A 26,840-nucleotide genomic window follows, 5' to 3' on the forward strand; every position below is an offset into this window, starting at 1 on the left:
CCCAATGTCTACGCCACTGAGATCGGTCCACATCGCGTCGCTCGGCTGCGCCCGCAACGACGTCGACTCCGAGGAGCTCGCCGCACGGCTCGAGCTCGGGGGTTTCGTGCTGGTCGACGACGCCGAGGACGCCGAGACGGTGGTGGTCAACACCTGCGGCTTCGTCGAGCAGGCCAAGAAGGACTCGATCGACACGCTGCTGGCCGCCGCCGACCTCAAGGACGACGGCGTGGTGAAGTCCGTGGTCGCCGTCGGCTGCATGGCGGAACGCTACGGCGTCGAACTTGCCCAGTCGCTTCCGGAGGCCGACGCGGTGTTCGGCTTCGACGCCTACACCGACATCGCCGACCGGCTGCGCTCCATCCTCGACGGCGAGAAGCCGATCTCGCACGTCCCACGCGACCGCCGCAAGCTGCTGCCCCTCACCCCGTCGGCCCGCCCTGCCGCAGCGGCGGGCATCGCCACGCCGGGCCACGCGCCGCTCCCCGACGGGCTGGCCCCGCAGAGCGGCCCGCCGACGCTGCGCCGCAGGCTTGGGCGCGGCCCATCAGCGTCGCTGAAGATCGCCTCCGGCTGCGACCGGCGCTGCGCATTCTGCGCCATCCCCGCCTTCCGTGGCAGCTACCTGTCGCGCCCCCTTGACGAGTTGGAGGCGGAGGCCCGCTGGCTCGTCGAGGACGGCGTCAAGGAGGTCTTCCTCGTCTCGGAGAACACCTCGTCCTACGGCAAGGACCTCGGCTCGGACCATCGCCTTGAGCGACTGCTGGAGCGTCTCTCCGCGGTGGACGGGCTCGAATGGATCCGGGTGTCCTACCTGCAGCCCGCCGAGATCCGCCCAGGGCTGATCGACGCCATGTTCGGCATCGACAAGGTGGTGCCCTACTTCGACCTCAGCTTCCAGCACGCGTCCAAGTCGGTGCTGCGCTCGATGCGACGGTTCGGCGACCCGGACAGCTTCCTGTCGCTGATCGGCATGATCCGCTCCCGCTCGCCCCACGCTGGCATCCGCAGCAACGTCATCGCGGGATTCCCCGGCGAGACCGAGGCCGACGTGGAGATCCTGCGGCAGTTCATCATCGACGCGAACCTCGACGTGCTCGGCGTCTTCGGCTACTCCGACGAGGAGGGCACCGAGGGGGCCGACCTCGCCGGTCACCTGCCGGAGGAGGAGATCGAGGAGCGCCGCGCGATGCTCGCCGACGTTGCCATCGAGGTCTGCGAGGCCCGTGCGGACGACCGGATCGGCGAGGACGTGATCGTGCTCGTTGAGGAGGCCGACGGCACCGGTCGCGCCATGCACCAGGCGCCCGAGACCGACGGCGTCGTGACCCTCGACCTGCCCGCAGCCGTGGGCGACATCATCTCCGCCCGCGTGACCGACTCGGACGGCATCGACCTGATCGCGGAGGCGAAGTGAGCGACAACACGGTGGCAGCCAAGCCGAGCAACTGGAATGTGCCAAACATCCTGACGGTGATCCGGATCATCCTGGTGCCGGTCTACGTGGTGCTGCTGTTCATGGGACCCGAGGTGTTCTCCTGGCGCCTCGCCGCCACCATCGTGTTCCTTGTCGCGATGCTGACGGACCTGGCCGACGGTTTCATCGCGCGCAAGTACAACCTGATCACCGACTTCGGGAAGCTCTGGGACCCGATCGCCGACAAGGCCCTCACCGGCGCGGCGTTCATCTGCCTCAGCATCCTCGGTGAACTGCCGTGGGCGTTCACCATCATCATCCTGCTCCGCGAGTGGGGCATCACGTGGGTGCGCGAACGGTTGAAGAAGTACGGCACCGTGATGGCCGCCAACAAGGGCGGAAAGGCCAAGACGGTCACCCAGACCGTCGCGCTGATCCTGTTCAACCTGAACCTGGACTTCCTTCCCGGCCCGCTCCAGGTGCTCGCCTGGGTCCTGATGTGGGCCGCACTGATCCTGACGGTCGTAACGGGGTTCGACTACCTGCGGCACGCCTGGCGGATCCGCCGCGACGCGCTCAAGGGGACGGACGAGTCGGTAGCCTGAATGGGGTAACCACCTAAGACCTGGAGGAAACATGTCGCTGGCCGAAGACGTCATCAAGAAGATGACCGGGCGTTCGATCACCCTGTCGACGTGTGAATCGCTCACCGGCGGCGGCATCGGCGCGGCGCTCACGGCCGTGCCCGGCGCATCTGCGGTGTTCCGCGGGGCGCTGGTGACCTACGCCCGCGAACTGAAGGCCTCCCTCGCGGGGGTCGACGAGGAACTGATCGCGAACGAGGGCGTCGTCAACGAGTTGACGGCTCTGCAGATGGCGCTCGGCGCGCAGTCCGCGTGCGACTCCGACTGGGCCGTGTCCACCACCGGCGTGGCGGGCCCGACCGAGACCGACGGCGCGAAGGTCGGCACCGTGTGGTTCGCCGTGGTCGGCCCGCGCGTCGGGATGTCCGACTGGCCGCAGTACACGGAACTCAAGCAGTTCGAGGGCGACCGGGAGCAGATCCGCTCCGCCGCGATCGACTACTCGATGGAGATGTTGCTGCGCGTTTTGTGAGCGTTTCGCCAGCGGGGAACAAAACCCGAATCGCTCGTGTTGTACCACCCGACGGCGGGCATCCGGCCCGCCAGCAAGGTAGGTAGCCGTGAAGACGATTCTTATTCGTAAGGTAATGGGCGAGACTCTCCGGGAACTCCGGATGGCGGCCGGCATGACCCTGCGTGAGGTCTCCATGGCCAGCATGGTCTCACTTGGATACCTGTCCGAGATCGAGCGCGGTCACAAGGAGGCGTCGAGCGAGGTGCTGTTCTCCATTGCGTCTGCCCTTGATGTGTCGCTCTCCGATCTGATGATCAGCATCAGCGGAAAGCTAGCTACCCTCGAAGCCGAGCGCATGCCGCGAGTTGCCGCGGCCGCCTGAGACAGGGCCCTCGTCGCCGCGACCCGCGTCGACGACATGAACCTCGATGCCGGCGTCACGGAACGCTTCCAGTTCGTCCTCGGGTGCACCCGAATCGGTGACCAGGACCTGGAAGTCCGTGACGTCGGCCATTTTCGCCAGCGTCCGGTTCCCGATCTTGCTCGAGTCGACGGCCACGATGACGCGCTGTGCGCGCTCGATCATCGCGTAATTGGTGCGGGCCTCGATCTCGTCGTGCGTCGTGAGCCCACCCGTTGCGCTCACCCCGTCCGCGCCGATCACCGCCGTGCCGACGTTGACCAGTTTCATGGTCGACTCGGCGAGCGAGCCGACCAGTTCGAGTGAACTTGAGCGAAGCACGCCTCCCGCGATCAACACACGCGCCTGGCCCTGCTCGGCGGCCTCGAGGCCGATGCTGAGCGAGTTCGTGATGATGGTCAGGTCGTCGCGGCTGCGCAGCGCGCGCAGCACCTCTGCGGTGGTGGTGCCCCCCGTCAGCCCTATCGCGTGCTTGCCGTGCGGGATCAGTGACGCGACCGTCCGCGCTATCCGGCGCTTCGACTCCTGGTTACGCCCATCGCGCAGCCTGACCGGTAGTTCCCGGTTCCCCTTCATCGGGCGCGCCCCGCCGTGGGTGCGCTCCAGGAGGCCCTGGGCGGCGAGCAGCGCCACGTCGCGGCGGATCGTCGCGGCCGACGCGTCGAGAGCCTCCGCCAGGTACGCCAGCGGCAACTGACCCCGCTCGGTGAGCAGGGCGAGCAGCGCGACCATCCGGTCCGAACGCTTGTGTGAGGGGGTTCCAGGCGCATTCATCCGGCGGGCTCCTTCGCGCGAACCATCACTGTGAGCGCTCTGCTCACTCGGGTGAGCGATAGCTTACTCACTTCGGTCAGCGTCGTGAACAGCGCCGTCCAGCAGCGGGTACGGTAGGCGGGTGCGTGAGGTGGAGTTGTGGCAGCGACTGAACGAGGTGCTGCCTGGCGGGTATGCCGCGGCGTGGGCCGACCAGGTCGTGATGGAGGCCCTCGGAAGCCGCACCGTGCGCGAGGCGCTCGCCGCGGGCATCCCGTGCAAGCGGATCTGGCGCGCCGTCTGGGCGCAACTCGAACTGCCGGAGACGCTGCGCTGAAAATAGTGCCGCGCCGAAAAAAACTCGCGTGTCGCTTACGCATTCGAACGGGTGTTCGGTAAGCTGACGCGCAGTTCTCCACAGGAACCAGGCGCCGTGAAAGAAATGTCGGTGCCTCTTCCTAGAGTGATGGACGACGACATAACTGGCCCGCCCGGGTCAGCCCCAGGAAGGAAATCCGATGGCCGTTGCGGACCGTAACAAGGCGCTCGAGGCAGCGCTCGCCCAGATCGAGAAGGCCCACGGCAAGGGCTCCGTCATGAGGCTGGGGGAGGACAACCGCCAACCGATCGACGTGATCCCCACCGGATCGGTCGCCCTGGATGTCGCGCTCGGCATCGGCGGCCTGCCGCGCGGCCGCGTCGTGGAGGTCTACGGCCCCGAGTCCAGCGGTAAGACCACCGTCGCCCTGCACGCGATCGCCAACGCCCAAGCCGGCGGCGGCATCTGCGCCTTCATCGACGCCGAGCACGCGCTCGACCCCGACTACGCGCAGAAGCTTGGCGTCAACACAGACGAACTGTTGGTCTCGCAGCCCGACAACGGCGAGCAGGCGCTCGAGATCGCCGACACCCTGGTGCGTTCCGGCGCGCTCTCGCTGATCGTCATCGACTCTGTCGCCGCCCTGACGCCCCGTGCCGAGATCGAGGGCGAGATGGGCGACTCGCACGTCGGCCTGCAGGCCCGCCTGATGAGCCAGGCGCTCCGCAAGATGACCGGCGCGCTCAAGACCACCAACACCACCGCGATCTTCATCAACCAGCTCCGCGAGAAGATCGGCGTGATGTTCGGCAGCCCCGAGACCACCACCGGTGGCCGCGCGCTGAAGTTCTACTCGTCGGTGCGCCTCGACGTGCGTCGCATCGAGACGCTCAAGGACGGCACCGACATGGTCGGCAACCGCACCCGCGTCAAGGTGGTCAAGAACAAGGTCGCTCCGCCCTTCAAGCAGGCCGAGTTCGACATCATCTACGGAGAGGGCATCTCCCGCGAGGGCAGCCTGATCGACATGGGCGTCGACGCCGGCATCATCCGCAAGGCCGGTGCGTGGTTCACCTACGAGTCCGACCAGCTCGGTCAGGGCAAGGAGAACGCCCGCACGTTCCTGAAGAACAACCCCGACGTCGCCAACGAGATCGAGCGTCGGATCAGGCTCCACCTCGGCGTCGACAAGTCCGACATCCCCGAGGGCGTGAACCCGGAGACGGGCGAAGTTGACTTCTGAGCAGGGCGACGAGCGGGCCACCCAGATCGAGGTGGCCCGCAAGATCGCGCTCGATCAACTGGCCGTGCGGCAGCGCTCCGCCAAGGAACTCCGACAGGCGATGGACAAGCGGAACGTGCCGGCCGACGTGGCAGAGGAGATCCTCGAGCGGTTCACGGAGGTCGGCCTGGTCGATGATGCAGCCTTCGCCGCCGCGGTGACGCAATCCCGGGCAAGGAACAGCCTGCGCGGGAAGGCCCGGATCCGCCAGGAACTGCGGGAGAAGGGCGTCGACAGGGAGACCGCCGAGGAGGCGCTCGCCGAGCTCGACCCCGAGGAGGAGCTCGCCGCGGCGCTCGAGTTGGGCCGCAGGAAGGCGCGCAGCATGGCGCGCCTCGAGCCCCACGTCGCGCGGCGCAGGTTGGCGGGCGTGTTGGCCAGGCGCGGCTTCTCCAGCTCGGTCACGGCGGCCGTGCTTGCGGAGGTCACCGCGCAAGATCCGGTTGAGTTTTCCACAGGTGAGCAATAGGCTCTAGTGCAAGGTCACAGGACCCCGCATGAACTGACGGCCAGCCCCGAGCTGGCCTGCTGAACCGAAAATCTCTTCAGCGGCTTGTTGCCGCACGAACATCCTTAGGCGGCGCTGTCCCCAATCGGCGCCGAAGCAGTGCCCACCGCCGAAGGTGGCTCGCGTCGTGGATTGTGCGTCTCCTGTGCAGTCAGGACCTGCCAGGAGGAGAAGCGCGTGCCAGAACTAGGTTGGTTGCTAGCCGCTCTCGCCCTCGGCTGCGCGGTGGTGCTGGCCGTGCTGTTGGTGCGCCAAGGCGGGCAGATCCGACGCGAACGCGCAGGCCTCAACGAGGCCGCCACGGTGGAGGCGACGCAGTTGCGGGCCTCGGCCCAGGCCTCCGCCGATCAGCTTCGCGCGGACGCTGAGCGCAACGTCGAGGAATCAAAGGTCCGCGCCGCCGAGATCATCGAGGCGGCAGAGGTGCGCCGCACGGACGCCGACGCACACCACGAGACCAAGCGGGCAGAACTCCGCGAGGAGCGCGCGGCCCAGGAGCGCCGCGAGACCCGACTGCACGAGCGCGAGGATCGCGTCGCGGCCGACACTGAGGCCCTGGCCGTCCGCGCGGAACGACTTGAGGCCCAGAAGCTCAGCCTGCGCGAGCAGCGCGAGGATGTCGTCGCCAAGCGCGACGCCGTCGAACACGAACTGCAGCGGGTCGCGGGCCTATCGGTCGACGAGGCCAAGCACGAGGTGATCGCCGAGGCGGAGCGGCAGGCCAAGCTGACCGCCGCAGGCATCGCCCGAGACATCGAGGCCACCGCGCAGCGGGAGGCCGACAGGCGCGCCCGCTCGGTCATCGTCACCGCCATCCAGCGGGTCGCCTCCGAGCAGACGAACGAGTCGGTCGTCAGCACCGTCGACCTGCCGAGTGACGAGATGAAGGGCCGGATCATCGGGCGCGAGGGTCGCAACATCCGCGCCTTCGAGCAGATCACCGGCGTGAACCTGCTGATCGACGACACACCCGAGTCCGTGCTGCTCAGCAGTTTCGACCCGGTGCGGCGCGAGACGGCACGGCTCACCCTCGTCGACCTCGTCGCAGACGGGCGCATCCACCCGGCGCGCATCGAGGAGGTCTACGAGCGCAGCCAGCGCAGGATGGGGGAGCGCGTCGAGCGTGCAGCAGAGGACGCCCTCACCGAGGTCGGCATCGTCGACCTGCACCCGGAACTCGTCCCGATCCTCGGGTCGCTCGCCTTCCGGACGTCCTACGGGCAGAACGTGCTGCGGCACCTCGTGGAGAGCGCCCACCTCGCGGGCGTGATGGCCGCGGAACTCGGACTGAACATCGTCGTGGTCAAGCGGGCCGCGTTCCTGCACGACATCGGCAAGGCGCTCACCCACGAGGTCGAGGGCCCCCACGCCATCATCGGCGCGGAACTGCTGCGCAAGTACGGCGAACACGAGGACATCGTCCACGCGGTCGAGGCCCACCACAACGAGGTCGAGCCGCGCACCGTCGAGGCCGTCCTCGTCCAGGCCGCCGACGCGATCTCGGGGTCCCGCCCCGGTGCGCGCCGCGAGTCGCTGGAGGCCTACGTCGAGCGGATGGAGAACCTGGAGCACATCGCGACCGCCCACGAGGGCGTGATGCGCGCCTACGCCATGCAGGCCGGCCGCGAGATGCGCGTCATGGTCGCCCCCGAGGAGATCGACGACGCGGGCGCGCACGCGCTCGCCCGCGACATCGCCGCCGAGGTGGAGAAGAACCTCAGCTACCCGGGCCAGATCCGCATCACGGTCGTGCGCGAGTCCCGGGCCACCGAGACCGCGCACTGACCGCCCGCGTCAGGCGACGCGGATGCCCCACACGGAGCAGGTGCTCTCGCCCGGCTCCAGCACGATGACGCCGTCGTGCGTCGGCCCCTCGTTGAAGGCGTCCGGCCCGCACGTCATCGGCTCGATCGCCATGGCGTCGCGCGTCGGGGTGGTGAACACCTGCGCCCAGCGCTGCGTGTGGTCCGCCCAGAACACCACTCGGCGTTCGGGGGTCTCCAGCGTGATCTCCCAGTCGCCGATCGGGTCGACGAAGGCCGAGTCGAAGACCGCATCGCCCACCAGTCGCGGCTCGACGAAGTCGTGCTCGGCGCTCAGGGGGCCAACCTGGATGGGCAGCAACCGCTCAGCGTCGACCGCCAGTTCGTGCTCGAAGGGCAGCGTCAGCGTGGCGGTCGCCAGGTCGGCGGCGACATAGGGGTGCGCGCCGTAGCCGTATGGGGCCGGGGCGGCGCCGATGTTGCGGGCCTCCACCGTCACCCGGAGACCGTCCTCGTCGACGGCGTGCGAGATGTGCACGTCCAGCACGCCGGCCCAGCCTGCCTGCGGGTAGATCGTCGCGGCGAGCGTCACGGCGTCGTCGGTGTGCGACACGAGACGCCACGCCATGCCCTCGCCCAGGCCGTGCAGCGCGGTGTTGCGGGGCACCTCCGTGATCGGCAACTGGTGCGCGACGCCGTCGAAGCTGTAGCGACCGTCGCGGATCCGGTTGGGCCACGGCACCAGTTGCCTGCCCATCGAGCCGCGAGGGGCCTCGTCTTCCGCGAACGTCCACAGCACCTCGGAACCATCGACCGTGAAGCTTCGCAGCGTGGCGCCGACCTCCGTGATGACGGCCGCGTACCGGCCGGAGGAGATCAGGAACTGTTGCCCGGTGGGGAGAGTTGTCATGCCCCGAGCCTACGGCCGCCCGGGGGAGGGGTGCGCCCGACCCCGCCGATCGGGACCGGGGATTCTTGGGGCGTTCCGCCGCGGGCGTCTACCATGGTCGGGCTATGACTACCGAGCGCACCTACCACGTCATCACCTACGGGTGCCAGATGAACGTTCACGACTCCGAGCGGATCAGCGGACTGCTCGAGGAGGCGGGCCTGACCAGGGTCGACCCGGCCGCCTCCGACGCGCTCGGCGCCGGGGCAGACGTCGTCGTGTTCAACACCTGCGCGGTGCGCGAGAACGCCGACAACCGGCTCTACGGCAACCTCGGCCACATGGCGTCGGTCAAGGCGAAGCATCCCGGCCTGCAGATCGCCGTCGGTGGCTGCATGGCCCAGAAGGACCGTGACACCATCCTGCGGAAGGCACCATGGGTCGACGTGGTGTTCGGCACCCACAACGTCGGCGCCCTTCCACGCCTACTGGAGCGCGCCCGCGTCGAGCATGAGGCGCAGATCGAGATCAAGGAGGCGCTCGAGACGTTCCCGAGCAACCTCCCGAGCCGTCGCGAGTCGCCCTACTCCGCGTGGGTGTCGGTCAGCGTCGGCTGCAACAACACCTGCACCTTCTGCATCGTGCCTGCGCTGCGCGGGAAGGAGGCCGACCGGCGCCCCGGCGACATCCTCGCCGAGATCGAGATGCTGGTCGCCCAAGGGGTCCAGGAGATCACCCTCCTCGGCCAGAACGTGAACGCCTACGGCGTCGAGTTCGGCGACCGGCAGGCCTTCGCGAAACTGCTGCGCGCCTGCGGAGGGATCGAGGGGCTGGAGCGCGTCCGCTTCACGTCGCCGCACCCGAAGGACTTCACCGACGACGTCATCGAGGCGATGGCGGCCACGCCGAACGTGATGCCCCAACTGCACATGCCGCTCCAGTCCGGCTCGGACGCCATCCTGAAGTCGATGCGCCGCTCCTACCGGTCGCAGAAGTTCCTCGGCATCCTCGACCGGGTGCGCGAGGCGATGCCAGAGGCGGCCATCACCACCGACATCATCGTCGGCTTCCCCGGCGAGACCGAGGAGGACTTCCAAGCCACGATGGACGTCGTGCGTCAGGCCCGGTTCTCCGCCGCGTTCACGTTCCAGTACTCCATCCGCCCCGGCACCCCCGCCGCGACGATGCCGAACCAGATCCCCAAGGCGGTCGTGCAGGAGCGCTACGAGCGCCTCGTCGGCCTCGTCAACGACCTGTCATGGGAGGAGAACAAGCGCTTCGTCGGCCAAGAGGTCGAGGTGATGTTCGCCACGGGGGAGGGCCGCAAGGACGCGGAGACCAACCGGCTCAGCGGCCGCGCCAAGGACAACCGACTCGTCCACGTCGCCGCCCCGGGCGAGGGCGCCGAGCGGCCGCGCCCCGGCGACATCGCGACGGCTCGCATCACGCACGCCGCCCCGCACCACCTCAACGCCGACGACGGCTTCACGAACCTGCGTCGCACCCGCGGAGGCGACGCCTGGGAGGCCGCCACCAACGCGCCTGCCCCGGTCGGCGTCGGCCTCGGCATGCCGAGCATCGGCCAGCCCGGCTGACAACTCACACAGCAACGAGGGCCGCCCCACTGGGGCGGCCCTCGTGTCTCGGGTGGGTGTGGGCGCCGATCCTGCTCGGTGCCGATGCGCCGTCGTCGGCGAGATCGGTCGGGTCAGCGGCGCCCAACTGTCACTGCTGGTCCTGGCCCGTCAGCTTGTCGAGCTGCTCGTTTGCAAGGTTCTGAGCCTGATCGACCTTGTCGGCATACTTGCCGCCGGTCTTGTCATCAACAAAATCTCCAGCCTGCTCAATGCCGGCCTCGATCTTGTCCTCATGCTCCTTCGCCAGGCCACCGAGATTGTCAAGAATCCCCATGTGCAGCTCCTTTCTCTAGGAAGTAGTTCCGACGACGATTGTGCCCGGTTTTCGGCCCGGTGGGAAGGACCTGATTCGGGTGGCACACTTGGCCGGGTGTCCAGCCCGCTCATCGTCCTCGTCGGACCTACCGCGACCGGCAAGTCCCGGCTCGCCGTCGACGTGGCAAAGGCGCTTGCCGAGCGGGGCAGGGCGGCCGAGATCATCAACGCGGACTCGATGCTGATCTACCGCGGCATGGACATCGGCACCGCAAAACCCACCCCCGACGAGCGCGCGGCCATCCCGCACCACCTCATCGACATCGCCGAGGTGACCCAGACGGCCTCCGTCGCCGACTTCCAGGCGCTGGCCCGCGACGTGATCGAGGAGCTCCGCGGGAGGGGCGTCGTGCCGATCCTCGTCGGCGGGTCCGCGCTCTACACCCGCGCCATCGTGGACAGGTTCGACTTCCCGGGCGTCGACGCGGCCGTCCGGGCCAAGTGGGAGGCCGAGCTCGACCGGGTCGGCGCCGAGGCGCTGCACGCGCACCTCGCGTCGGTGGCCCCGGGCTCGGCGGCCAAGATCGAGCCGGGCAACGGTAGGCGCACCGTGCGTGCCCTCGAGGTGCTCGAACTCACCGGCGGCCACCAACCGCACATCGCGGAGTGGACCTACGAACTCGACGACGTGCACCAGTTCGGGCTCACCCTCGACCGGGAACTGCTCGACGCGCGGATCGACGCCCGTGTCGAACAGATGTGGGACGAGGGCCTGGTCGACGAGGTGCGGGCGCTCCTGACGCGGGGCCTGCGCGACGGCGTCACCGCGGTGCGGGCCATCGGCTACCGGCAGGTCGTCGAGTTCCTGGACGGGCACCTCACCGAGGCCGAGGCGAAGGCCAAGGTCAAGAAGGCGACAAGGTCGTTCTTCCGCAAGCAGCTCGGCTGGTACCGCCGCGACCCCCGGATCTGCTGGCTGGACGCAAACGACGGCACCAACGCCGCGACCATCCTGGCCCAGGTAAGCTGAACAGCTCAGGGAGGTCGTGATGCGCAGATACAGCTTCCACAAGGGCCACGGTACGAAGAACGACTTCATCATCCTCGATGACTCGTACGGCATGCACGAGATGCAGCGGGAGTTCATCCAGGTGCTCACCGACCGCCATTCGGGCATCGGCGCCGACGGCGTGATCCGGGTGGTGCGCGCGGGGAGCGTGCGCGACTGGGACGGCGATCCTCACCTGTGGTTCATGGACTACTACAACGCCGACGGCAGCGTCGCCGAGATGTGCGGCAACGGGCTCAGGGTGTTCGCGCGGCACCTCATCAACGAGCAACTGGTCGCGTCCGGCTCGTTCGACGTGGCGACCCGCGCAGGCATCAAACACGTCGAGATCTCCCGATTCGGCCTGATCAGCACCGACATCGGCGCGGCGACGGTCAGCGACGAGGCAGTCACCGTCGACCTGGGCGACCAGTCCTGGGACGCGACGAAGGTCGACGTCGGCAACCCGCACGCGGTCGCCTTCATCGCCGACGACGCAGACCTCGACGCGCTCGACCTGCACGGCGCCCCGACCTGGCAGCCGACGAGTGCCTTCCCCGAGGGCGTCAACGTCGAGTTCATCCGCGTCGACGCGCCCGGCAGGCTGTCGATGCGCGTCTTCGAGCGCGGCGTGGGGGAGACAATGAGTTGCGGAACCGGAGTGGTCGCCTCCGTGGCCGCCTACCGCCGCCGCAGCGGCTTCGATGGACCCGTCGAGGTAGCCGTCCCCGGCGGCGAACTGTCGGTCACCTTCGATGGCGACCAGGCACGGCTGACCGGCCCCGCCGTCATCGTCGGTCGCGGCGAGTTCTGGATCTGACCGGCGTTTTTCCACAGGCTGAGCGCGGGCGCTTGGTCAGGTCCGCGCGGGCTGGGAGAATGAACACCGACATGACTGAATTTCACGACACCCTCCACGACGACGACGCCGCGGACAACTACACCGGCGAGGACAACTACGACGGCGACCAGGTCGACCTCGCGGCACGCCATTCGCTGCGCCGCGTCGCTGGCATGCGCACCGAGCTCGAGGACGTCACAGAGGTCGAGTACCGGCAACTCCGCCTCGAACGCGTCGTGCTCGTCAGCGTCTGGACGAGCGGGACCGAACAAGACGTCGACAACGCCATCGCGGAACTGAAGCTGCTCGCCGAGACGGCGGGCTCCGAGGTGCTGCACACGCTGGTGCAGCGCCGCTCCCACCCGGACCCCGCCACCTTCATCGGCAGGGGCAAGGTCGAGGAACTCGCCGAGGTGGTGCGCCAGACGGGGGCCGACACGGTCATCTGCGACGGTGAGTTGGAGCCCGCTCAGCTCAGGAACCTCGAGGACCGCACAAAGGTCAAGGTCGTCGACCGCACGGCGCTCATCCTGGACATCTTCGCGCAGCACGCGAAGAGCGCGGAGGGCAAGGCCCAGGTCGAGCTCGCGCAGCTTCAGTACCTCAGGCAGCGCCTCCGCGGCTGGGGCGGCAACCTGTCGAGGCAGGCGGGTGGCCGGGCGGCCGGTGGCGCTGGCATCGGCGGTCGTGGCCCCGGCGAGACGAAGATCGAGACCGACCGCCGCCGGATCAAGACCCGGATCTCGCAGTTGCGCCACAAGCTTCGCGAGATGGATTCGACCCGCGAGAGCAAGCGCGCCGAGCGGCGCCGCAACCAGGTCCCGTCCGTTGCCATCGTCGGCTACACCAACGCGGGCAAGTCGTCGCTGCTGAACCGCCTCACCGGCGCGGGCGTCCTGGTCGAGGATGCGCTGTTCGCGACGCTCGACCCGACGACCAGGCGCACCGAGACAAGCGACTCGCGGATCTACACCCTTACCGACACCGTCGGATTCGTCCGGCACCTGCCCCACGACCTCGTCGAGGCCTTCCGGTCAACGCTGGAGGAGTCGGCGCTCGCCGACCTGCTTCTCCACGTCGTCGACGCCTCAGACGCCGACCCCGAGGGTCAGATCGCGGCGGTCAACACGGTGCTCGGCGAGATTGGGGCCTCCAAGGTGCCCGAACTGCTCGTCCTGAACAAGGCCGACGTGGCAGACGACGCGACCCTCCTCGCGTTGCGCGCGAGCCATCCCGACGCCGTCGTGGTGTCGGCCCGCACCGGTGCGGGGATCGACGAACTGCGCGCCGTCCTCGAGGAGCGGCTGCCCCGCCCGCAGGTCGAACTGACGGTGCTGGTGCCCTATTCGCGCGGCGACCTCGTCGACCGCATCCACAAGACCGGGGTGATCGACGCGCTCGAACACACCGGCGACGGGACGCTGGTGACCGCCCGCGTCCAGCCCGACCTCGCGGGGGACCTAGCCGAGTTCGTCCGTGGCTGACCACGCGAAGATCCTCGCGGCGGCCGTCGGCGACATCCACGGCGAGGCGCGCCCGGGCCAGCAGGCCATGGCCGAGTCCGTAGCCGAGGCGTTCGACGACGGCGTGCACCTGCTCGTGCAGGCGGGCACCGGAACGGGCAAGTCGCTCGGCTACCTTGCGCCCGCGCTGGCGCGCTGCGTCGGTGAAGGCGAACGCGTCGTGATCGCCACCGCGACGCTCGCGCTGCAGGCCCAGTTGGCGCACAAGGACATTCCGACGGCCCTCGACGCGGTCGAGGAGGTCACCGGCAAGCGCCCCAAGGCGGCCATCCTGAAGGGCCGCACCAACTACGCGTGCCTGTACCGCTCGCGGCAGGGCTCCGACCTCGATCAGGACTCGCTGCTCGGCAGCGAGGCGCTCGCCGACGCGGCGGCCACCGGCAAGGGCGACGACGTGTCGAGGCTGGGCGCCGAGGTGCTCGCGCTGCGCGAGTGGGTCGAGGAGGAGGCCGAGCGTGGCGGGCTCGCCGACCGCGACGACGCCCCGACGCACACCGCACGCGGCTGGTCCCAGGTCTCCATCCCGAGCCGCGAGTGCCTCGGCGTGGCCGCCTGCCCGTTCGGCGCGGAGTGCTTCGTGGAGGCCTCGCGCGAGGAGGCCCGCGACGCTCAACTGGTGGTCACCAACCATGCGCTGCTCGCCATCAACGCCATGCACGGCGGCACCGCGCTGCCGGAACACTCCAGCCTCATCATCGACGAGGCCCACGAACTGGTCAGCCGGATCACCACCGCCGCGACCGACGAACTGACGCCCAGCCTGGTCGAGCGGGTCGCGCGGCGCGCCCTGACCTGGCTCGACGACGACCTGGCGACCGACTTCCTCGACCAGGCCGACGTGCTGCGCGAGGCGCTCGACGAGTCCGAACTGACCCGCATCACCGAGGCCTCGTCGCCGCTTCCCTACGCGGCGGCCCAACTGCGCGACGTGTCACGCAAGGCGGTCAGCGCGCTCGGCAAGGTCACCGACGACAACGAGCGCGTCCAGGCGGCCTCGGCAGCCAAGGAGATCTTCGACGTCGCCGAGCGGATCGCGAAACTGGCCGAGGCCGACGTCGTCTGGGTCACCCAGTCCGACATCATGGGGCGCGCTGCCTACGTCGCCCCCCTCAATGTTGCGGGCCTGCTGCGCAACCAGGTGTTCGCCGAGACGACCACCGTCCTCACCTCCGCGACCCTCTCGCTCGGCGGCACGTTCGAACCTGCCGCGGCCGCCGTCGGCCTGCGCGCGGCCGACCGGATCGAGCAGGGGGCCGAGCCGTCGGACGAGTTCGCCTGGCGCGGCCTCGACGTCGGTTCGCCCTTCGACTACGGCAGGCAGGGCATCCTGTACGTCGCGAAGCGGCTCCCACCGCCCGGGCGTGACGGCATGAACGAGGCGACCCTCGCCGAGATCGCGCAGCTCATCTGGGCGGCGGAGGGTCGCACGCTCGGGCTGTTCGCGTCGCGCCGGGCCGCAGAGCAGGCCGCGGAGTACTGCCGCCGCGAACTGCCGAAGCAGACCATCCTGTGCCAGGGCGACGCGCAACTCTCCGAGCTCACCAGGCGGTTCACGGCCGAGCCGGAGACTGTGCTGTTCGGCACCATGTCGCTGTGGCAGGGCGTCGACGTGCCGGGGGAGACCTGCCAACTGGTCATCATCGACAAGATCCCGTTCCCGCGCCCCGACGACCCGCTGATGCAGGCCCGCAAGAAGGCCGTCGACGATGCGGGGGGCAACGGCTTCATGTCGGTGGCCGCCACGCACGCGGCGCTGCTGCTGGCTCAGGGCGCTGGCCGCCTGATCCGCAGGTCCGAGGACCGTGGCGTCGTCGCGATGCTCGACCCGCGGCTCGTGACGGCGCGCTACGGCTCGTTCCTGAAGGCTTCTCTCCCGGAGTTCTGGATGACCACCGACGGCGACATCGCGGTGCAGGCGCTGCGCAGGCTCCGCGGCCAGGAGTAGCTCAGCGGATCCGGCGACTCACGGTCGACTCCCACGGCGTCATCGTCTCAGCCCTCGGCCCGCCGAGAATGGGCTCCCAGTCGCCCGCGACCTTGGGTCGACGACGGGGGCCGGGGGAGGCGTTGCACTCGACGAGGAACGCCTCGCCGTCGGCCTCCCGGATGTAGGCCAGGTAGCCCTTGACGCCGGGTCGCAGCCACGTCAGGGTGCCGCGGGTGAGCGCGGGGTTGGCCCGCCGCAGCCCGATCAGCTTCTTGTGCCACGAGTACACCGACGCGTCGTCGAGTACCTGCTCCGCCGCCGAGAACCCCAACGCGTCGTCGCTGCCCTCCAGCCACGGCGTGCCGCTCGTGAAGCCGCCCTCGGGTGACCATCGCATCGGCACCCGGGCGTGGTCGCGCGAGCCTGCGATGATCTCGGCCCACGCGTCGTGCGGCCCCTTCCCGGCGGCGCGAAGTTCCTCGTACCTGTTGATCGACTCGACGTCGCGCAACTGGTCGAGCCGGGTGAAGTTCTGGTCGACCGCGGCGAGTTCCTGCCCCTGGAACAGGAAGGGGGTGCCGCGCATCGTCAACTGCACGGTGGCGAGCAGTCTCCCGACGGCGGTCCGCACGGCCGGGTCCGACTCGGCGCCGCCCGCGAGCTTGCTGAGCATCCGCGGGTTGTCGTGGTTGTCGAGGAACACCGCGATCCAGTCGCCCTCGCCGATGCCTTCCAGGTAGCGGCGGTAGTAGTCCTTGAGGTAGTCGGGGTCGAAGTCGTAGTCGTCCCACCTGGTGTGGCCGGGGGTGTCGAGCACGTCGAAGTTGAACACCAGGTCCAGTTCGCCGCGGTCGGAGCCGCTCAGCATCCTGCCCAGTTCGATGCCGACGCCCGGGGTCTCGCCGACCATCACGCCGACCTCGTCCGGGGTCTGCGGGTCGCCGAGCGACCCGTCCGGCAGCCGCCTCCGCACCGTCGACGCAGGCGCAGCCCGCCTGGTGAACCCGTCGGCGCGGAGCCCCCGCAGGAACTCCCCGAGCCGGGGGCCGTAGAAGTAGTGTTCGACGCCGGTGAAGCCCATCAACTCGCCGACGAACGGGTTGCCGTCGGGCAGCCCCTCCGGCTTGGAGATGTAGTTGATGACGTCGAGCCGGAATCCGTCGATGCCGCGAGCCAGCCACCACTGCACGATGTCGGCGACCTCGTCGCGGACCGCGGGCGTGTCCCAGCGCAGGTCGACCTGGCCGTCGGCGAACAGGTGCAGCGCCCAGCGCCGCGCCTCGGGGATCCACCTCCACGCGGGCCCGGAGAAGAACGACGTCCAGTTGTTCGGCGGCCGCGCCGGGTCGCCCGGTTCGAGGAAGTAGTAGCTTCCGTACGGCCCGTCGGGGTCGGCGACGGCGCGCTCGAACCATTCGTGCCGGTCGGAGGTGTGGTTGACGACCAGGTCGAGGATGATCCGCATGCCCCGCTCGTGGCAGCCGCGGATCAGGTCATCGACGTCGTCGAGGGTGCCCATCTCGTCCATCACGGCGCGGTAGTCGCTGATGTCGTAGCCCATGTCCTCGTTGGGCGAGGCGAAGATGGGTGACAGCCACACGCAGTCCACGCCGAGGTCGGCCAAGTGGTCGAGGTGGTCGATGATGCCGCGGATGTCGCCGATGCCGTCCCCGTCGGAGTCGGCGAACGAGCGTGGGTAGACCTGGTAGAACACCGCGTCGCGCCACCACGGCACCGAAGCGGGAGCGGGGGTGTCGGTCGGCCTGTCCGGTTCCGAGTTGACCAGGCTCAGCACGCCGTCGACGAGTCCCGGCCCGGTGAATCGCCTGGTGAGGCGCTCGATCGTCGAGATCCGCATCGGTCCGAGCGCCCTCAGCAGCGGCCGCGGGAGCCCCGACTGCAGCAGCAGTTTGTCGATCGCGTCGCGGCCGACGGGCGTCGCGTAGACGTCGGAGAGGCGGTCACGCCTTGTCAGTGGTCGCGGCGTCATGGCGCTCCTTCAGTTCCTGGACGATGCCCGCGTAGGTGGCCTCGTCGAGGCGGTACCTGGCGCGCATGATGAGGTAACTCGCGATCACGAGCAGCATCGGGATCACGAGCATCGAGAAGCGCAGCAGGTTCGCGCCCTCCGGGGTGACGTCGGCGGCGCTGGTCGCGACGTCGATGCCGGAGACGATCAGCGTCGCGCCGACGATGCCGCTGGCGACCGCGTTGCTGAACTTGTAGATGAACGGTTGCAGCGAGAAGGTGACCGACTCGTTGCGGCGGCCGAGTTTCCACTCGCCGTACTCAACGGAGTCGGCGATGAACATCACCATCATCAACTGGATGGCGCCCTGGCCGGTGAACAGCAGCACTCCCGCGACCCCGACGATCGCGAGGTTGGTTCCCGAGGCGAGGAAGACCAGGTATCCGGCGACGCACAGCACGGTCGCGATCAGGAAGATCCTCGCGCGGGGGAGCCGCTTCGACACCAGCGGGAAGAGGGCGAGCGCGGTGATCTGGGTGACGCCGAGCACGGCCGCGAAGATCGGGTACGCCCCTCGTCGCCGAAGACGTACTTGAAGTAGTACAGCCCGAACGACGTGGTGGTGCCGTAGCCGATCATGTAGGCGACCATCGCGACGGTGACCCACAGCAGTTGGTCGTTGCGGAAGATGACGCCGAACAGTTCCCGCAGCGGGGTCGCCTCGTGCGTGGTGGCGACCCGCTCCCGCGCGAAGATCAGCGTCAGCGATTGGAACGCCAGCATGATCACGACCAGGATCGCCGCCAGCACGAACCAGGCGAGCTGTGCCGAGCCGAGCGCCTCCGTGAGCGCCCCGGTGACGGGGACGAGGGCGACGACCATGCTGAACAGGCCGATGTTGGCGCAGATCCTGGCGACCACGCCGATCTTCTCGCGCTCCTTCTGGTCCTGCGTCAGCGCGGGCAGCATCGACCAGAAGGCGATGTCGTTGATGGTGTAGGCGATCTCGTAGACCAGGTAGACGACGGTGAACACGACGACGTAGCCCCAGCCGTGCACGCCGAAGTCGAAGAACATCAGGAGCGTCGCAAGGCCCCAGAGCAGGGCGCCCCAGAAGATCCACGGCTTGAACTTGCCCCACCTGCTGCGCGTGTTGTCGACCACCACGCCCATGAACGGGTCGTTGACGGCGTCGAAGACGCGCATCACGACGAGCACGACGGTGATCGCGCCCAGTTGCGTGCCGGAGATGTTCAGCACGTCGGTCAGGTAGAACAGCAGGTACATCGACACCAGCGCAGCGACCATGTCGCGGCCGAGGGTCCCCAGCCCGAACGCGAGGCGCTGGTTCATCAGTAGCCGTCCGGGGTCGGGTCGATGAAGCCGCTGATCAGGTTGCGTGACAGCGTCTCCTGGTCCGACTGCAGCGCACCGAGCGCCGACAGCAGGTGCACGTCGGTCGGCTCGAGGCCGTCCTCGGCGGCGTACAGCACGGCCCGGCGGATCAGTTCCTTGAAGAAGGACGCGGTGCGGGCGTCGCTGCGGCGCGCCACCTCGTCGAGCGCGGAGTCGCTGAACGAGACGCTGCCCTGATACAGGTCGAGCAGGCGACGGCGCGACGCCTCGTCCGGCGGCGGGATCTCGACGGCGAGGTCGACGCGGCCGGGCCGCTGCGTGAGGGCCTCCTCCAGCACGTCGACGCGGTTGGTGGTCAGCACGAACGCGATGTCGGTGTCGGAGTCGAGCCCGTCGAGGGCGTCGAGAAGCTCGAAGAGCAGCGGGTTGCCGGACGGGTCGTAGCCGCGCTCCATCGCGACCAGATCGCAGTCCTCCAGCACCACGATGGCGGGCTGCAGGTGCCGCGCGATCGACGTGGCCTGACGCACCAGGGCGAGCGTCTGGCCCGAGAGCAGGATCACCGTGTGCCCCGGGGAGGAGGAGATCAGGTGGCGCACCGTGTGGGTCTTGCCGGTGCCCGGCGGGCCGTACAGCAGCACGCCACGCTTGAGGTGCTGCCCGTAGCGGCGCAGTGTCTCGGCGTGCTCCGCGACCCCCAGCACGTGCCCCGTGATCCGCTCCAGGGTGCCAGCGGGCAGCACCACGGCCTCGGCGGGCACCTCCGGGCGTGCCAGGAACCGGAACCCGTCGCCCTCGGCCTCGTAGCCGACCATCTCGAGCGTGATCACGTTACCGCGCAGCAGTGACCGCTCAGTGCCGATCCTGGTGGCCTCCGCGATCAGGTCGCTTGCCACCTGGCCGTCCGGGCAGAGCACCTCGATGACGCCGACCCCATTGCCGTGCATCCGCGAGTTGCGCCTCGTCAGCACCGCGACGGGCTCGTCGCGGAACGTGAACAGCCGGATGCCGAGCGCCACCACCCGCCGGGTCGCGACCGGACCGACCGCGACGTCGGCCCAGTCGACCTGCCCGACGGGGATGTGCTGCCAGGAGCTCCCGACGATGTCGGCGAGGCTCGCGTTGTGGCGCTGGTCGCCCCCACCGAGGCCGATCAACCCCGCGTCGGGGCCCGCCAGATGTTCAAAGGCGACGTCGTAGTCGGCGAACCGGTAGCCGACGACTTCCTTGGAGACGGTCGCGACCTCGTCGGCCGGGCGACCGAGGTGCTTGGTGAGGGCGTCCTTGAGGCTGTTCTCGTGCTGGTGGGACAGTTGGTGGGCCGCCTCGGACAACCGGGCGAACTGGGTGAGGAAGGCGCGCAGGTCGTCGTCGATGTCCATGGGGACACCCTAGGGCCGTCCTCAGGCGGGCGTGGGGGAGACCAGCGCGATCACCTCGACGTCGACATCGAGGAAGGCCGCCTCGACGTGCCCGGGCAGGCCGTGGAAGGCGTTGGGGCCCATCCCGATCAGGTCGGCGACCACCGAGGCCGACACCTCGACTCGGCGGGCGATCCGCTCGCGTGTCGTCACGTCCCAGCCGGGCAGCGAGGCCGCGAGCCGCTCAGACTTGTCCTCCCCGACGCCGAGCAGGCCGTGACGTTCGCGCAGTTCGGCGAGGTGGCCGGGCAGCGGTTGCGCCACCACGAGGGTTCCTCCGGGGCGAAGCACCCGTTTGAACTCCGCCGGGTTGCGCGGCGCGAAGACGCACACGATCGTGTCCAGCGAGTCGTCGGGCAGCGGCAGTCGCGCCCAGGTGTCGGCCACGACCGCGTCGGCGCGGGGGTGCGACCGCGCGGCCCGCTTCGCGGCGGCCACGGACACGTCGGTCGCCAGGCCCTCCGCGTCAGGGTGAGCGTCGAGGACGCGGGCGAGGTAGAAGCCGGTGCCCGCGCCGACCTCCGCGATCCTCGGCCCGTGCGCCGCGCGAGCGACGGCGTCGGCGATGGGGTCGTAGTGGCCCGCAGACAGGAAGCGGGCGCGGGCGTCGAGCATCTCTGCGGTGTCGGCGTTGGCTGGGGGAGTGCGGCCGAGCAGGTTGACGTAGCCCTGCCGTGCGAGGTCGTAGCTGTGCCTGTTCCCGCAGCGCAGCGCGCCGTCGCGGCGGGTCAGGCGCTGGTGGCAGACGGGGCAGGCGGTCCAGTCGAGACCGCTCACCCGACCTCCTCCTCGGCGGGCTCGGATGCCTCCTCAACGGCTGCCTTGGCCTTCGCCTTCTTGCGGTCGCGCAGGTCGGCGCGGATCAGGACGCCCATGCCGATGATGCCGATCGCGGTGAACGCGAACCACTGCAGCGCGTAGCTGAGGTGGGGACCCTCGGTCATGTCGGGCGTCGAGAGCGGGATCAGGGCGTCGGACTCTGCGGGCTGCGACTCGATCATCGACACGTAGCCGTTGACGAGCGTCACGCCCATCGCCTTGCCGAGCGCGTCGGAGTTGGTGAGGCGCACCTGGTTCTCGTGCGGCGTCATGGCGTTCTCGTCGCCGCGGTCGTTGCGGCGGACGTAGCCGGTGACGGTGACGGTGCCGTCGAGGGTCGCTGGCATCTCCCCGTCCGGATGGCCGGGTTGACGCGTCAGGAAGCCGCGGTTGACCAGCAGCAGGTCGCCGCGGTCGGTCTCCATCACGGCGACCACCTCGCTGCCGTAGGCGCCGTCGAGCGAGCGGTAGCGCACCTGGAACTGGTCTCCGGTGTAGGTGCCGGTCGCGGTGACCCGGAACCACTGGTCGTCCTCGCCGATCTCCTGAGTCATCACGGCGCTGTAGTCCTGCACCGGCAGCGACTCGTGCGCGAGCACCGTCGCGTTGCGGTCCCGACGCTCGTCGAGGCGGCGCAACTGCCATTCGCCGAGTTGGATGAACGTGAACGCGAGGATCGCGGCGAGCACGCCCATCGCGATCCAGCGCTTGACCTGGCGACTCACTTGTCGGTGTCCTCCTCGACGGTGCCCTGCACCACCACGCCCGTGGTGATCGCCTTGCGGGTCGTCGTCTCGTCCTTGGCGGCCGTCGCCGGGGGCGATGGTCCGAGTTGTTCGCGAAAAGCACCGCGAACGCGGGCAGCAGGGCCGCGGCGCCGAGCGCCAGCAGTTTCCACCAGCCAGGCACCACGAGGAAGGCCAGGAAACAGCCGGTCCTGATGCCCATCGTGATGAGGTAGCGCTTCTGACGCTCCGCCAGCGCGAGGGACTGGCTGCGCCCCGCGTTGGTGATGAGCGTCGCGTCGCTCGTGCGTGCCATGGCCCCAGCTTAGTCCCGATCCGGTGGGGCGGTCCGCGTGACTATGGTGGGTCCGTGCAGCGCAACAGGGGGCCATGGGCGGTGGCGTTGATCGCCGTCGCAGCGCTCTGTGCGTCCTGCCAACAGGCCGAGTCGCCGCGCCCCGTCGACCCGGGCACGCCCGCGGTTTCGCCGTCGCCGACTTCTCCCACGCCGTCGCCTTCGCCGCCCATCGAGGCGCCGACGACGCAGATCGACGTGGGAGGTCACCGCGTCGAGGCCCCGGAGGGCACACGGGCCGAGGCTCAGGACGATGGCACCGTCGCGCTGACCGTGCCGGTCTCTGGCCCTGGTGCGCTCGGTTTCTCCCTCGACACCCCTGCGGACGTCGTCTCCGGGCGACTTGCGGGCGATGGCATCTGGCTCACCAGGCCGCTCGCCGTCACGCCGAGCGGCTCGCGCAACGCCCCCTTCGAGACGGAGGGGAACGGGTTCGCCGTCACGCCGCCCGAGGGCGCGACCGGCCTCACGCTGCTCGCAGGGACGGCGCTGGTCGTCGAGTCTGAGTGGGAGTCCTCGACGCGCATGTTCGTCTACCCGAGCCTGCTGGCCCGCTCACTCGCGACCGGCGACCCGATGGGGGCGACCGCGCTCGCCCCCGACGTGATGGCGGAGGTCATCGCGGCGCACCCCGACAGGAAGGACCGGCTGTCGACGCCCAGCGCCCTGAACCAGTTGGCGTGCCACCTGGTCGGCGCGCCCGAGAAGGAGAGTTGGAACCTGGAGACGGAGCGCCCCGACAAGGGGCTGGTCGGCTTCATGGTCGACAGGTGCAACTGATCCGGGCCAAGACAACCCGGATCCGCGGCCACCGGCTGCGGTAAGTTGCTCCCCGTGGCTGAACAATCGCGCGTAGTACTCGTCACCGGCGGCTCCAAGGGCATCGGTCGCACCATCGCTCTGCAGTTCCGCGACGCCGGTTACCGCGTCGCCGCGACCTACCGCTCGGGCGACGTGCCCGAGGGCGTGCTCGGGGTGGTGTGCGACATCACCGACCAGGGCCAGGTCGATCAGGCGTTCGACACCGTCGAGGCGGAACTCGGCCCCGTCGAGATCGTGGTCGCCAACGCGGGCGTCACGAAGGACACCCTGCTGCTCAGGATGTCCGACGACGACTGGAACACCGTCATCGACACCAACCTGACCGGCACCTTCCGCGTCGTGCGCCGAGCAAGCCGCGCCATGATGCGCGCCCGGTTCGGCCGAGTCATCCTCATCTCGTCCGTCGTGGCGCTGCTCGGCTCCGCGGGACAGATCAACTACTCCTCAAGCAAGGCCGCGCTGGTCGGCATGGCGCGCAGCATCAGCCGCGAGCTCGGAACCCGCAACGTGACCGCAAACGTCATCGCGCCCGGGTTCATCGAGACCGACATGACCGCGGTGCTGGCCGACGACGTGATCGCCGGGTACAAGGCGCGGATCCCCGCCGGCCGCCTCGGATCGGTCGACGACGTCGCCCAGGCCGCCCTCTTCCTCGCCGGCGACCACGCCGGCTACATCACCGGCGCCGTGCTTCCTGTCGACGGCGGCCTCGGCATGGGTCACTGAGAAAGGCAACCACCATGGGAATCCTCGAAGGCAAGAACATCCTGGTCACCGGCGTGACCATGCGCACCTCGATCGCATACGCCGTCGTCGACATCGCGCAGAAGGAGGGCGCCAACGTCGTCGTGTCCGCCGCGGGCCGTGCGGTCGCGCCCGCCCAGCGCGCGATCTCCAAGCTCGACACCGTCCCCCCGCTGATCGAGGTCGACGTCACCGACCCCGAGCACCTCGCGGCCCTGCCCGAAAAGCTCTCTGAGCACTTCGGCGACCGCCTCGACGGCATCGTGCATTCGATCGCCTACGCCGACCCGGAGACAGCGCTCGGCGGCAAGTTCCTCACCACCGGCTGGGACGCGGTCTCGACCGCAGTCCACGTCTCCGCCTACTCGATGCAGTCACTGACGATGGCCGCCAAGCCCATGATGCCGCGCGGCAGCAGCGTCGTCGGGCTGACGTTCGACGCCACCGTTTCCTGGCCGACCTACGACTGGATGGGCGTGGCGAAGGCGGCCCTCGAGTCGACCTCGCGCTACCTGGCGCGCTACCTCGGCCCGGACGGCATCCGCAGCAACCTCGTCGCGGCGGGCCCCGTCGACACCGTCGCCAAGAAGGCCATCCCCGGTGCCTCGTCGTTCAACGACATCTGGGCCGAGCGCGCCCCGCTCGGCTGGGACCCGAGCGACGCCGTCCCGTCGGCCAAGGCGATCGTCGCCCTGCTGAGCGACTGGTTCCCCGCCACGACCGGCGAGATGCTGCACGTCGACGGCGGCCTCCACTCGACCGGCGCCTGAGTCACCAGACGACGGCCACCTTTCCCAGTCGGCCGGAGTCGGCCGCGGCGTACGCATCGGCGGCCCGCTCCAGCGGGAACCGTTCCGAGACGATCACCTCGGGGTGCAGCCCCCAGGCGTCCAGGTCGCGCAGCAGTTCGGCCATGTGCAGCGTCGAGGTGACCCACGAGCCGTGGATGGTCAACTGCTTGTGGATGATGTGCTCGCTCACGTCGATGTCGAGCCGCCCACCCTCTCCGACCAGCGCCACCCGCCCCCAACGCCGCGACCTGGCGATCGCCTGATGCTGCGCCTGGCCCGAGCCTGAGGCGTCGAAGGCGGCGCTCGCGCCGCGCGGCAGCGCCTCGTCCAGGCCCTCCTCGTCGTCTGCCGCCACTGCCCGGGTGACGGCGCCGAGGTCCATGGCGCGCTGGCGCCGCTCGGGGCTGACGTCGGTCCCGACGATGCTGCGCACGCCCATCCTGCCGGCCAGCAGGCCGGCGGCCAGCCCAACCGGCCCCAGCCCCGTGATCAGCAACTCGTCGCGGCCGTTCACGTCGAGCCTGCGGAGCGCCTCATAGGCGGTGCCGAAGCCGCATGCGACGCAGGCGCCGTCGAGGAAGGTCATGGAATCGGGGAGCACGACGCAGTCCCGCGCGTCGGCGAGCAGGCGGTCGGCGTGCCCGCCGTCGCGCTGCCACCCGTACGCGGCGCGGGCCTCGCCCGTGCAGGAGATCTGGTAGCCCTCGCGGCAGTCGTCGCACACCCCGCAGCCACTGATGTGGTAAACGACGACCCGGTCGCCGGGGGAGAGGTGCGTCACGCCGGGGCCGACCTCGATGACCTCGCCTGCGGGTTCGTGGCCGCCGATCACGCCCTGATAGGCCTCGGGCCCCTCGCCGAGGTGCTCGCGGTAGATGGCGCGCAGGTCCGAGCCGCAGATGGTCGAGGCCTTCATGGCGAGCACGACCTGGCCGTGCCCGGGGCGGGGGTCCGCGACCTCCGCCAGGTCGACCCGTCGCCCGCCGGGGAGGAATGCTGCCAACATGTGAGCCTCCTTGCTCAAAGTAAAACGTTTCGCTCAACGGTAGGAGGGTGCAGGTTCGGCGTCAAGTTGCTTCGTCCTCGGCACGGTTGACGAACGGCCGGTTGGCTGCTTAGTCTCTGGGTGAAAGGTTTTACTCAATGAGGAGGGGTCAATGCCCATCGTCGCCCGCGACTTCCCGCCCATCGGCGTCGGCACCTTCGGGTCCGACCGCTACACGCCCGCGGAGGTCGGGGCAGCCGTCGCCTCGGCGCTCCGGCTCGGCTACCGGCTGGTCGACTGCGCCGCCGTCTACGGCAACGAGGCCGAGGTCGGAGCCGCCCTCGAGGCGACCGTGGCCGAGTTGGGTCTGGCCCGCGACGAGTACCGCGTGATGACCAAGGTCTGGAACGACGCGCACGCCCCCGCCGACGCCGTCGCGTCCGTGCATCGCTCGCTGCGCGACCTGCGCCTGGACAGCCTCGACGTCGTGTTTGTGCACTGGCCCTTCCCCAACCATCACGCCGCCGGCGTCACCGTCCACTCGCGCGATCCGCACGCCAAGCCCTACGACCACGCGGCCTTCATGGCGTTGTGGGCGGCGCTGGAGGGGATGGTCGACGAGGGGCGGGTCGCCGCGCTCGGCGTCTCGAACGTGTCGATCGCGAAACTGCGGCTGATCCTGCGCGACGCGCGGGTCGCGCCCCGCTTCCTCGAACTCGAACTGCACCCCACCCTGCAACAGGGGGAGTTGGTCCAGTTCGCCGTCGACCACGACATCCAGCCGGTCGGCTACTCGCCTCTCGGGTCGCCCTCGCGCCCGGAACGCGACCGCACCCCTGACGACCTGGTCGACCTCGAGGCGCCGGAGATCGTGGCGATCGCCGAGGCGCGGGGGCTCCACCCCGCGCAGGTCTGCCTCAAGTGGGCCGTGGAGCGCGGCCAGATCCCGATCCCGTTCTCCGTCAAGCCAGGCCAGCAGGCCGCGAACCTGGAGGCCCTCGAAGGACCTCCGCTGACGCCCCGCGAGCGCGACGCCCTCGCCGCCGTCGAGCGCAACAACCGCCTGATCAAGGGCCAGGTCTTCCTGTGGCCGTCGGCCGAGTCGTGGGTCGACCTGTGGGACGTCGACGGGGTGATCGCGGGGCAGGGCGAGGCCGTGGTGGAATAGCGCG

At 69.5% G+C, this 26,840-nt stretch carries 26 protein-coding genes and 2 pseudogenes; 17 read left to right on the plus strand and 11 right to left on the minus strand.

Translation table 11 applies throughout. From position 1 onward, the window contains the following. The first annotated feature begins 4 nt into the window (after nt 1-4). The 4 genes from rimO to BW730_RS03440 all read left to right on the plus strand — a co-directional run bounded on the left by rimO (nt 5) and on the right by BW730_RS03440 (nt 2,897). Nucleotides 5-1,417, plus strand: coding sequence for a 30S ribosomal protein S12 methylthiotransferase RimO (gene rimO / locus BW730_RS03425; protein ID WP_077685027.1), 1,413 nt, complete (start codon nt 5-7; stop codon nt 1,415-1,417). Further along, nucleotides 1,414-2,022 carry a CDP-diacylglycerol--glycerol-3-phosphate 3-phosphatidyltransferase gene (pgsA, locus tag BW730_RS03430; protein ID WP_226997031.1) on the plus strand — a complete coding sequence of 203 codons (609 nt, stop codon included), beginning with the start codon at nt 1,414-1,416 and terminating at the stop codon, nt 2,020-2,022. The genes rimO and pgsA overlap by 4 nt, the downstream gene beginning before the upstream one ends. Before the next feature lie 31 nt (nt 2,023-2,053). Beyond that, nucleotides 2,054-2,533, plus strand: a complete 480-nt coding sequence (locus BW730_RS03435) for a CinA family protein (protein WP_077685028.1) — start codon at nt 2,054-2,056, stop codon at nt 2,531-2,533. Nucleotides 2,534-2,621: 88 nt separating this feature from the next. Beyond that, the gene (locus tag BW730_RS03440) at nt 2,622-2,897 is read left to right on the plus strand and encodes a helix-turn-helix domain-containing protein (RefSeq protein ID WP_077685029.1); all 276 of its coding nucleotides are present in this window, start codon (nt 2,622-2,624) and stop codon (nt 2,895-2,897) included. On the opposite strand, the gene BW730_RS03445 is transcribed toward BW730_RS03440, so the two are convergent. Continuing rightward, nucleotides 2,847-3,668: a DeoR/GlpR family DNA-binding transcription regulator gene (locus BW730_RS03445; RefSeq protein WP_077685030.1), complete on the minus strand. Its 822-nt coding sequence runs from the start codon at nt 3,666-3,668 to the stop codon at nt 2,847-2,849. The two genes, BW730_RS03440 and BW730_RS03445, sit on opposite strands and share 51 nt — an antisense overlap. A 163-nt stretch (nt 3,669-3,831) precedes the next feature. Between BW730_RS03445 and BW730_RS03450 the strand changes: the two genes are divergently transcribed. The 4 genes from BW730_RS03450 (at nt 3,832) to rny (ending at nt 7,583) form a co-directional block, all read left to right on the plus strand. Next, the gene (locus BW730_RS03450; RefSeq protein WP_077685031.1) at nt 3,832-4,026 is read left to right on the plus strand and encodes a DUF3046 domain-containing protein; all 195 of its coding nucleotides are present in this window, start codon (nt 3,832-3,834) and stop codon (nt 4,024-4,026) included. Nucleotides 4,027-4,207: 181 nt separating this feature from the next. Continuing rightward, nucleotides 4,208-5,251: a recombinase RecA gene (gene recA / locus BW730_RS03455; RefSeq protein WP_077685032.1), complete on the plus strand. Its 1,044-nt coding sequence runs from the start codon at nt 4,208-4,210 to the stop codon at nt 5,249-5,251. After that, complete coding sequence (locus BW730_RS03460) at nt 5,241-5,759, plus strand: regulatory protein RecX (RefSeq protein WP_077685033.1); 519 nt, start codon at nt 5,241-5,243, stop codon at nt 5,757-5,759. The genes recA and BW730_RS03460 overlap by 11 nt, the downstream gene beginning before the upstream one ends. A gap of 216 nt (nt 5,760-5,975) precedes the next feature. Next, nucleotides 5,976-7,583 carry a ribonuclease Y gene (rny, locus tag BW730_RS03465; RefSeq protein WP_077685034.1) on the plus strand — a complete coding sequence of 536 codons (1,608 nt, stop codon included), beginning with the start codon at nt 5,976-5,978 and terminating at the stop codon, nt 7,581-7,583. Between the two features lie 9 nt (nt 7,584-7,592). Here the strand turns inward: rny and BW730_RS03470 are convergent, their stop codons facing one another. Then, nucleotides 7,593-8,471 (minus strand): aldose 1-epimerase family protein, encoded by an 879-nt coding sequence (locus BW730_RS03470; RefSeq protein ID WP_077685035.1) that lies wholly within the window; start codon nt 8,469-8,471, stop codon nt 7,593-7,595. A 104-nt stretch (nt 8,472-8,575) separates the two neighbouring features. Here BW730_RS03470 and miaB point away from each other — a divergent pair, with 104 nt between their 5' ends. Next, the gene (gene miaB / locus BW730_RS03475; RefSeq protein WP_077685036.1) at nt 8,576-10,045 is read left to right on the plus strand and encodes a tRNA (N6-isopentenyl adenosine(37)-C2)-methylthiotransferase MiaB; all 1,470 of its coding nucleotides are present in this window, start codon (nt 8,576-8,578) and stop codon (nt 10,043-10,045) included. A gap of 130 nt (nt 10,046-10,175) precedes the next feature. Here miaB and BW730_RS03480 read toward each other — a convergent pair whose 3' ends face one another. Further along, the gene (locus tag BW730_RS03480) at nt 10,176-10,361 is read right to left on the minus strand and encodes an antitoxin (protein WP_077687502.1); all 186 of its coding nucleotides are present in this window, start codon (nt 10,359-10,361) and stop codon (nt 10,176-10,178) included. Between the two features lie 96 nt (nt 10,362-10,457). On the opposite strand from BW730_RS03480, the gene miaA reads away from it, so the two are divergent. The 4 genes from miaA (at nt 10,458) to BW730_RS03500 (ending at nt 15,699) form a co-directional block, all read left to right on the plus strand. Further along, the gene (gene miaA, locus BW730_RS03485; protein ID WP_226997034.1) at nt 10,458-11,372 is read left to right on the plus strand and encodes a tRNA (adenosine(37)-N6)-dimethylallyltransferase MiaA; all 915 of its coding nucleotides are present in this window, start codon (nt 10,458-10,460) and stop codon (nt 11,370-11,372) included. Nucleotides 11,373-11,391: 19 nt separating this feature from the next. Beyond that, the gene (gene dapF, locus BW730_RS03490) at nt 11,392-12,210 is read left to right on the plus strand and encodes a diaminopimelate epimerase (protein WP_077685037.1); all 819 of its coding nucleotides are present in this window, start codon (nt 11,392-11,394) and stop codon (nt 12,208-12,210) included. A 71-nt stretch (nt 12,211-12,281) separates the two neighbouring features. After that, entirely contained in the window at nt 12,282-13,715 is a 1,434-nt protein-coding gene (hflX, locus tag BW730_RS03495; RefSeq protein ID WP_226997043.1) for a GTPase HflX, read from the plus strand. Between the two features lie 67 nt (nt 13,716-13,782). Beyond that, the gene (locus tag BW730_RS03500; RefSeq protein WP_077687504.1) at nt 13,783-15,699 is read left to right on the plus strand and encodes an ATP-dependent DNA helicase; all 1,917 of its coding nucleotides are present in this window, start codon (nt 13,783-13,785) and stop codon (nt 15,697-15,699) included. Nucleotide 15,700: 1 nt separating this feature from the next. Here the strand turns inward: BW730_RS03500 and BW730_RS03505 are convergent, their stop codons facing one another. The 7 genes and pseudogenes from BW730_RS03505 to BW730_RS20250 all read right to left on the minus strand — a co-directional run. Further along, a complete protein-coding gene (locus BW730_RS03505) occupies nt 15,701-17,671 on the minus strand; it encodes a glycoside hydrolase family 13 protein (protein ID WP_077685039.1) in 1,971 nt (656 codons plus the stop codon). After that, nucleotides 17,643-19,003, minus strand: a pseudogene (locus BW730_RS03510) (glycoside-pentoside-hexuronide (GPH):cation symporter). Before BW730_RS03510 ends, BW730_RS03505 begins: the two are co-directional and overlap by 29 nt. After that, nucleotides 19,003-20,388, minus strand: a complete 1,386-nt coding sequence (locus tag BW730_RS03515; RefSeq protein WP_077685040.1) for an AAA family ATPase — start codon at nt 20,386-20,388, stop codon at nt 19,003-19,005. Before BW730_RS03515 ends, BW730_RS03510 begins: the two are co-directional and overlap by 1 nt. Before the next feature lie 21 nt (nt 20,389-20,409). Beyond that, nucleotides 20,410-21,204 (minus strand): putative RNA methyltransferase, encoded by a 795-nt coding sequence (locus tag BW730_RS03520; protein ID WP_077685041.1) that lies wholly within the window; start codon nt 21,202-21,204, stop codon nt 20,410-20,412. Further along, entirely contained in the window at nt 21,201-21,971 is a 771-nt protein-coding gene (locus tag BW730_RS03525) for an SURF1 family cytochrome oxidase biogenesis protein (RefSeq protein ID WP_077685042.1), read from the minus strand. The genes BW730_RS03520 and BW730_RS03525 overlap by 4 nt, the downstream gene beginning before the upstream one ends. After that, entirely contained in the window at nt 21,968-22,144 is a 177-nt protein-coding gene (locus BW730_RS18425; RefSeq protein WP_158522462.1) for a hypothetical protein, read from the minus strand. The genes BW730_RS03525 and BW730_RS18425 overlap by 4 nt, the downstream gene beginning before the upstream one ends. Beyond that, nucleotides 22,126-22,287: pseudogene (locus BW730_RS20250) on the minus strand (DUF3099 domain-containing protein); the annotation flags it as partial. The pseudogene BW730_RS20250 and the gene BW730_RS18425, both read right to left, overlap by 19 nt. 54 nt (nt 22,288-22,341) lie before the next feature. Here BW730_RS20250 and BW730_RS03535 point away from each other — a divergent pair. Genes BW730_RS03535 through fabI form a run of 3 tightly spaced genes read left to right on the plus strand, consistent with a single transcriptional unit; the run spans nt 22,342 to nt 24,662 of the window. Beyond that, a complete protein-coding gene (locus tag BW730_RS03535; RefSeq protein ID WP_145952704.1) occupies nt 22,342-23,106 on the plus strand; it encodes a DUF2599 domain-containing protein in 765 nt (254 codons plus the stop codon). A gap of 54 nt (nt 23,107-23,160) precedes the next feature. Then, complete coding sequence (gene fabG / locus BW730_RS03540) at nt 23,161-23,874, plus strand: 3-oxoacyl-ACP reductase FabG (protein ID WP_077685044.1); 714 nt, start codon at nt 23,161-23,163, stop codon at nt 23,872-23,874. A 14-nt stretch (nt 23,875-23,888) separates the two neighbouring features. Further along, nucleotides 23,889-24,662, plus strand: coding sequence for an enoyl-ACP reductase FabI (fabI, locus tag BW730_RS03545; protein WP_077685045.1), 774 nt, complete (start codon nt 23,889-23,891; stop codon nt 24,660-24,662). 1 nt (nt 24,663) lies between these two features. Here fabI and BW730_RS03550 read toward each other — a convergent pair whose 3' ends face one another. Beyond that, nucleotides 24,664-25,689, minus strand: a complete 1,026-nt coding sequence (locus BW730_RS03550; protein ID WP_077685046.1) for a zinc-dependent alcohol dehydrogenase family protein — start codon at nt 25,687-25,689, stop codon at nt 24,664-24,666. A gap of 151 nt (nt 25,690-25,840) precedes the next feature. Between BW730_RS03550 and BW730_RS03555 the strand changes: the two genes are divergently transcribed. Next, nucleotides 25,841-26,836, plus strand: a complete 996-nt coding sequence (locus BW730_RS03555; RefSeq protein ID WP_077685047.1) for an aldo/keto reductase — start codon at nt 25,841-25,843, stop codon at nt 26,834-26,836. Nucleotides 26,837-26,840: the final 4 nt, after the last annotated feature.

Source organism: Tessaracoccus aquimaris (genome assembly GCF_001997345.1).
Lineage (GTDB): Bacteria > Actinomycetota > Actinomycetes > Propionibacteriales > Propionibacteriaceae > Arachnia > Arachnia aquimaris.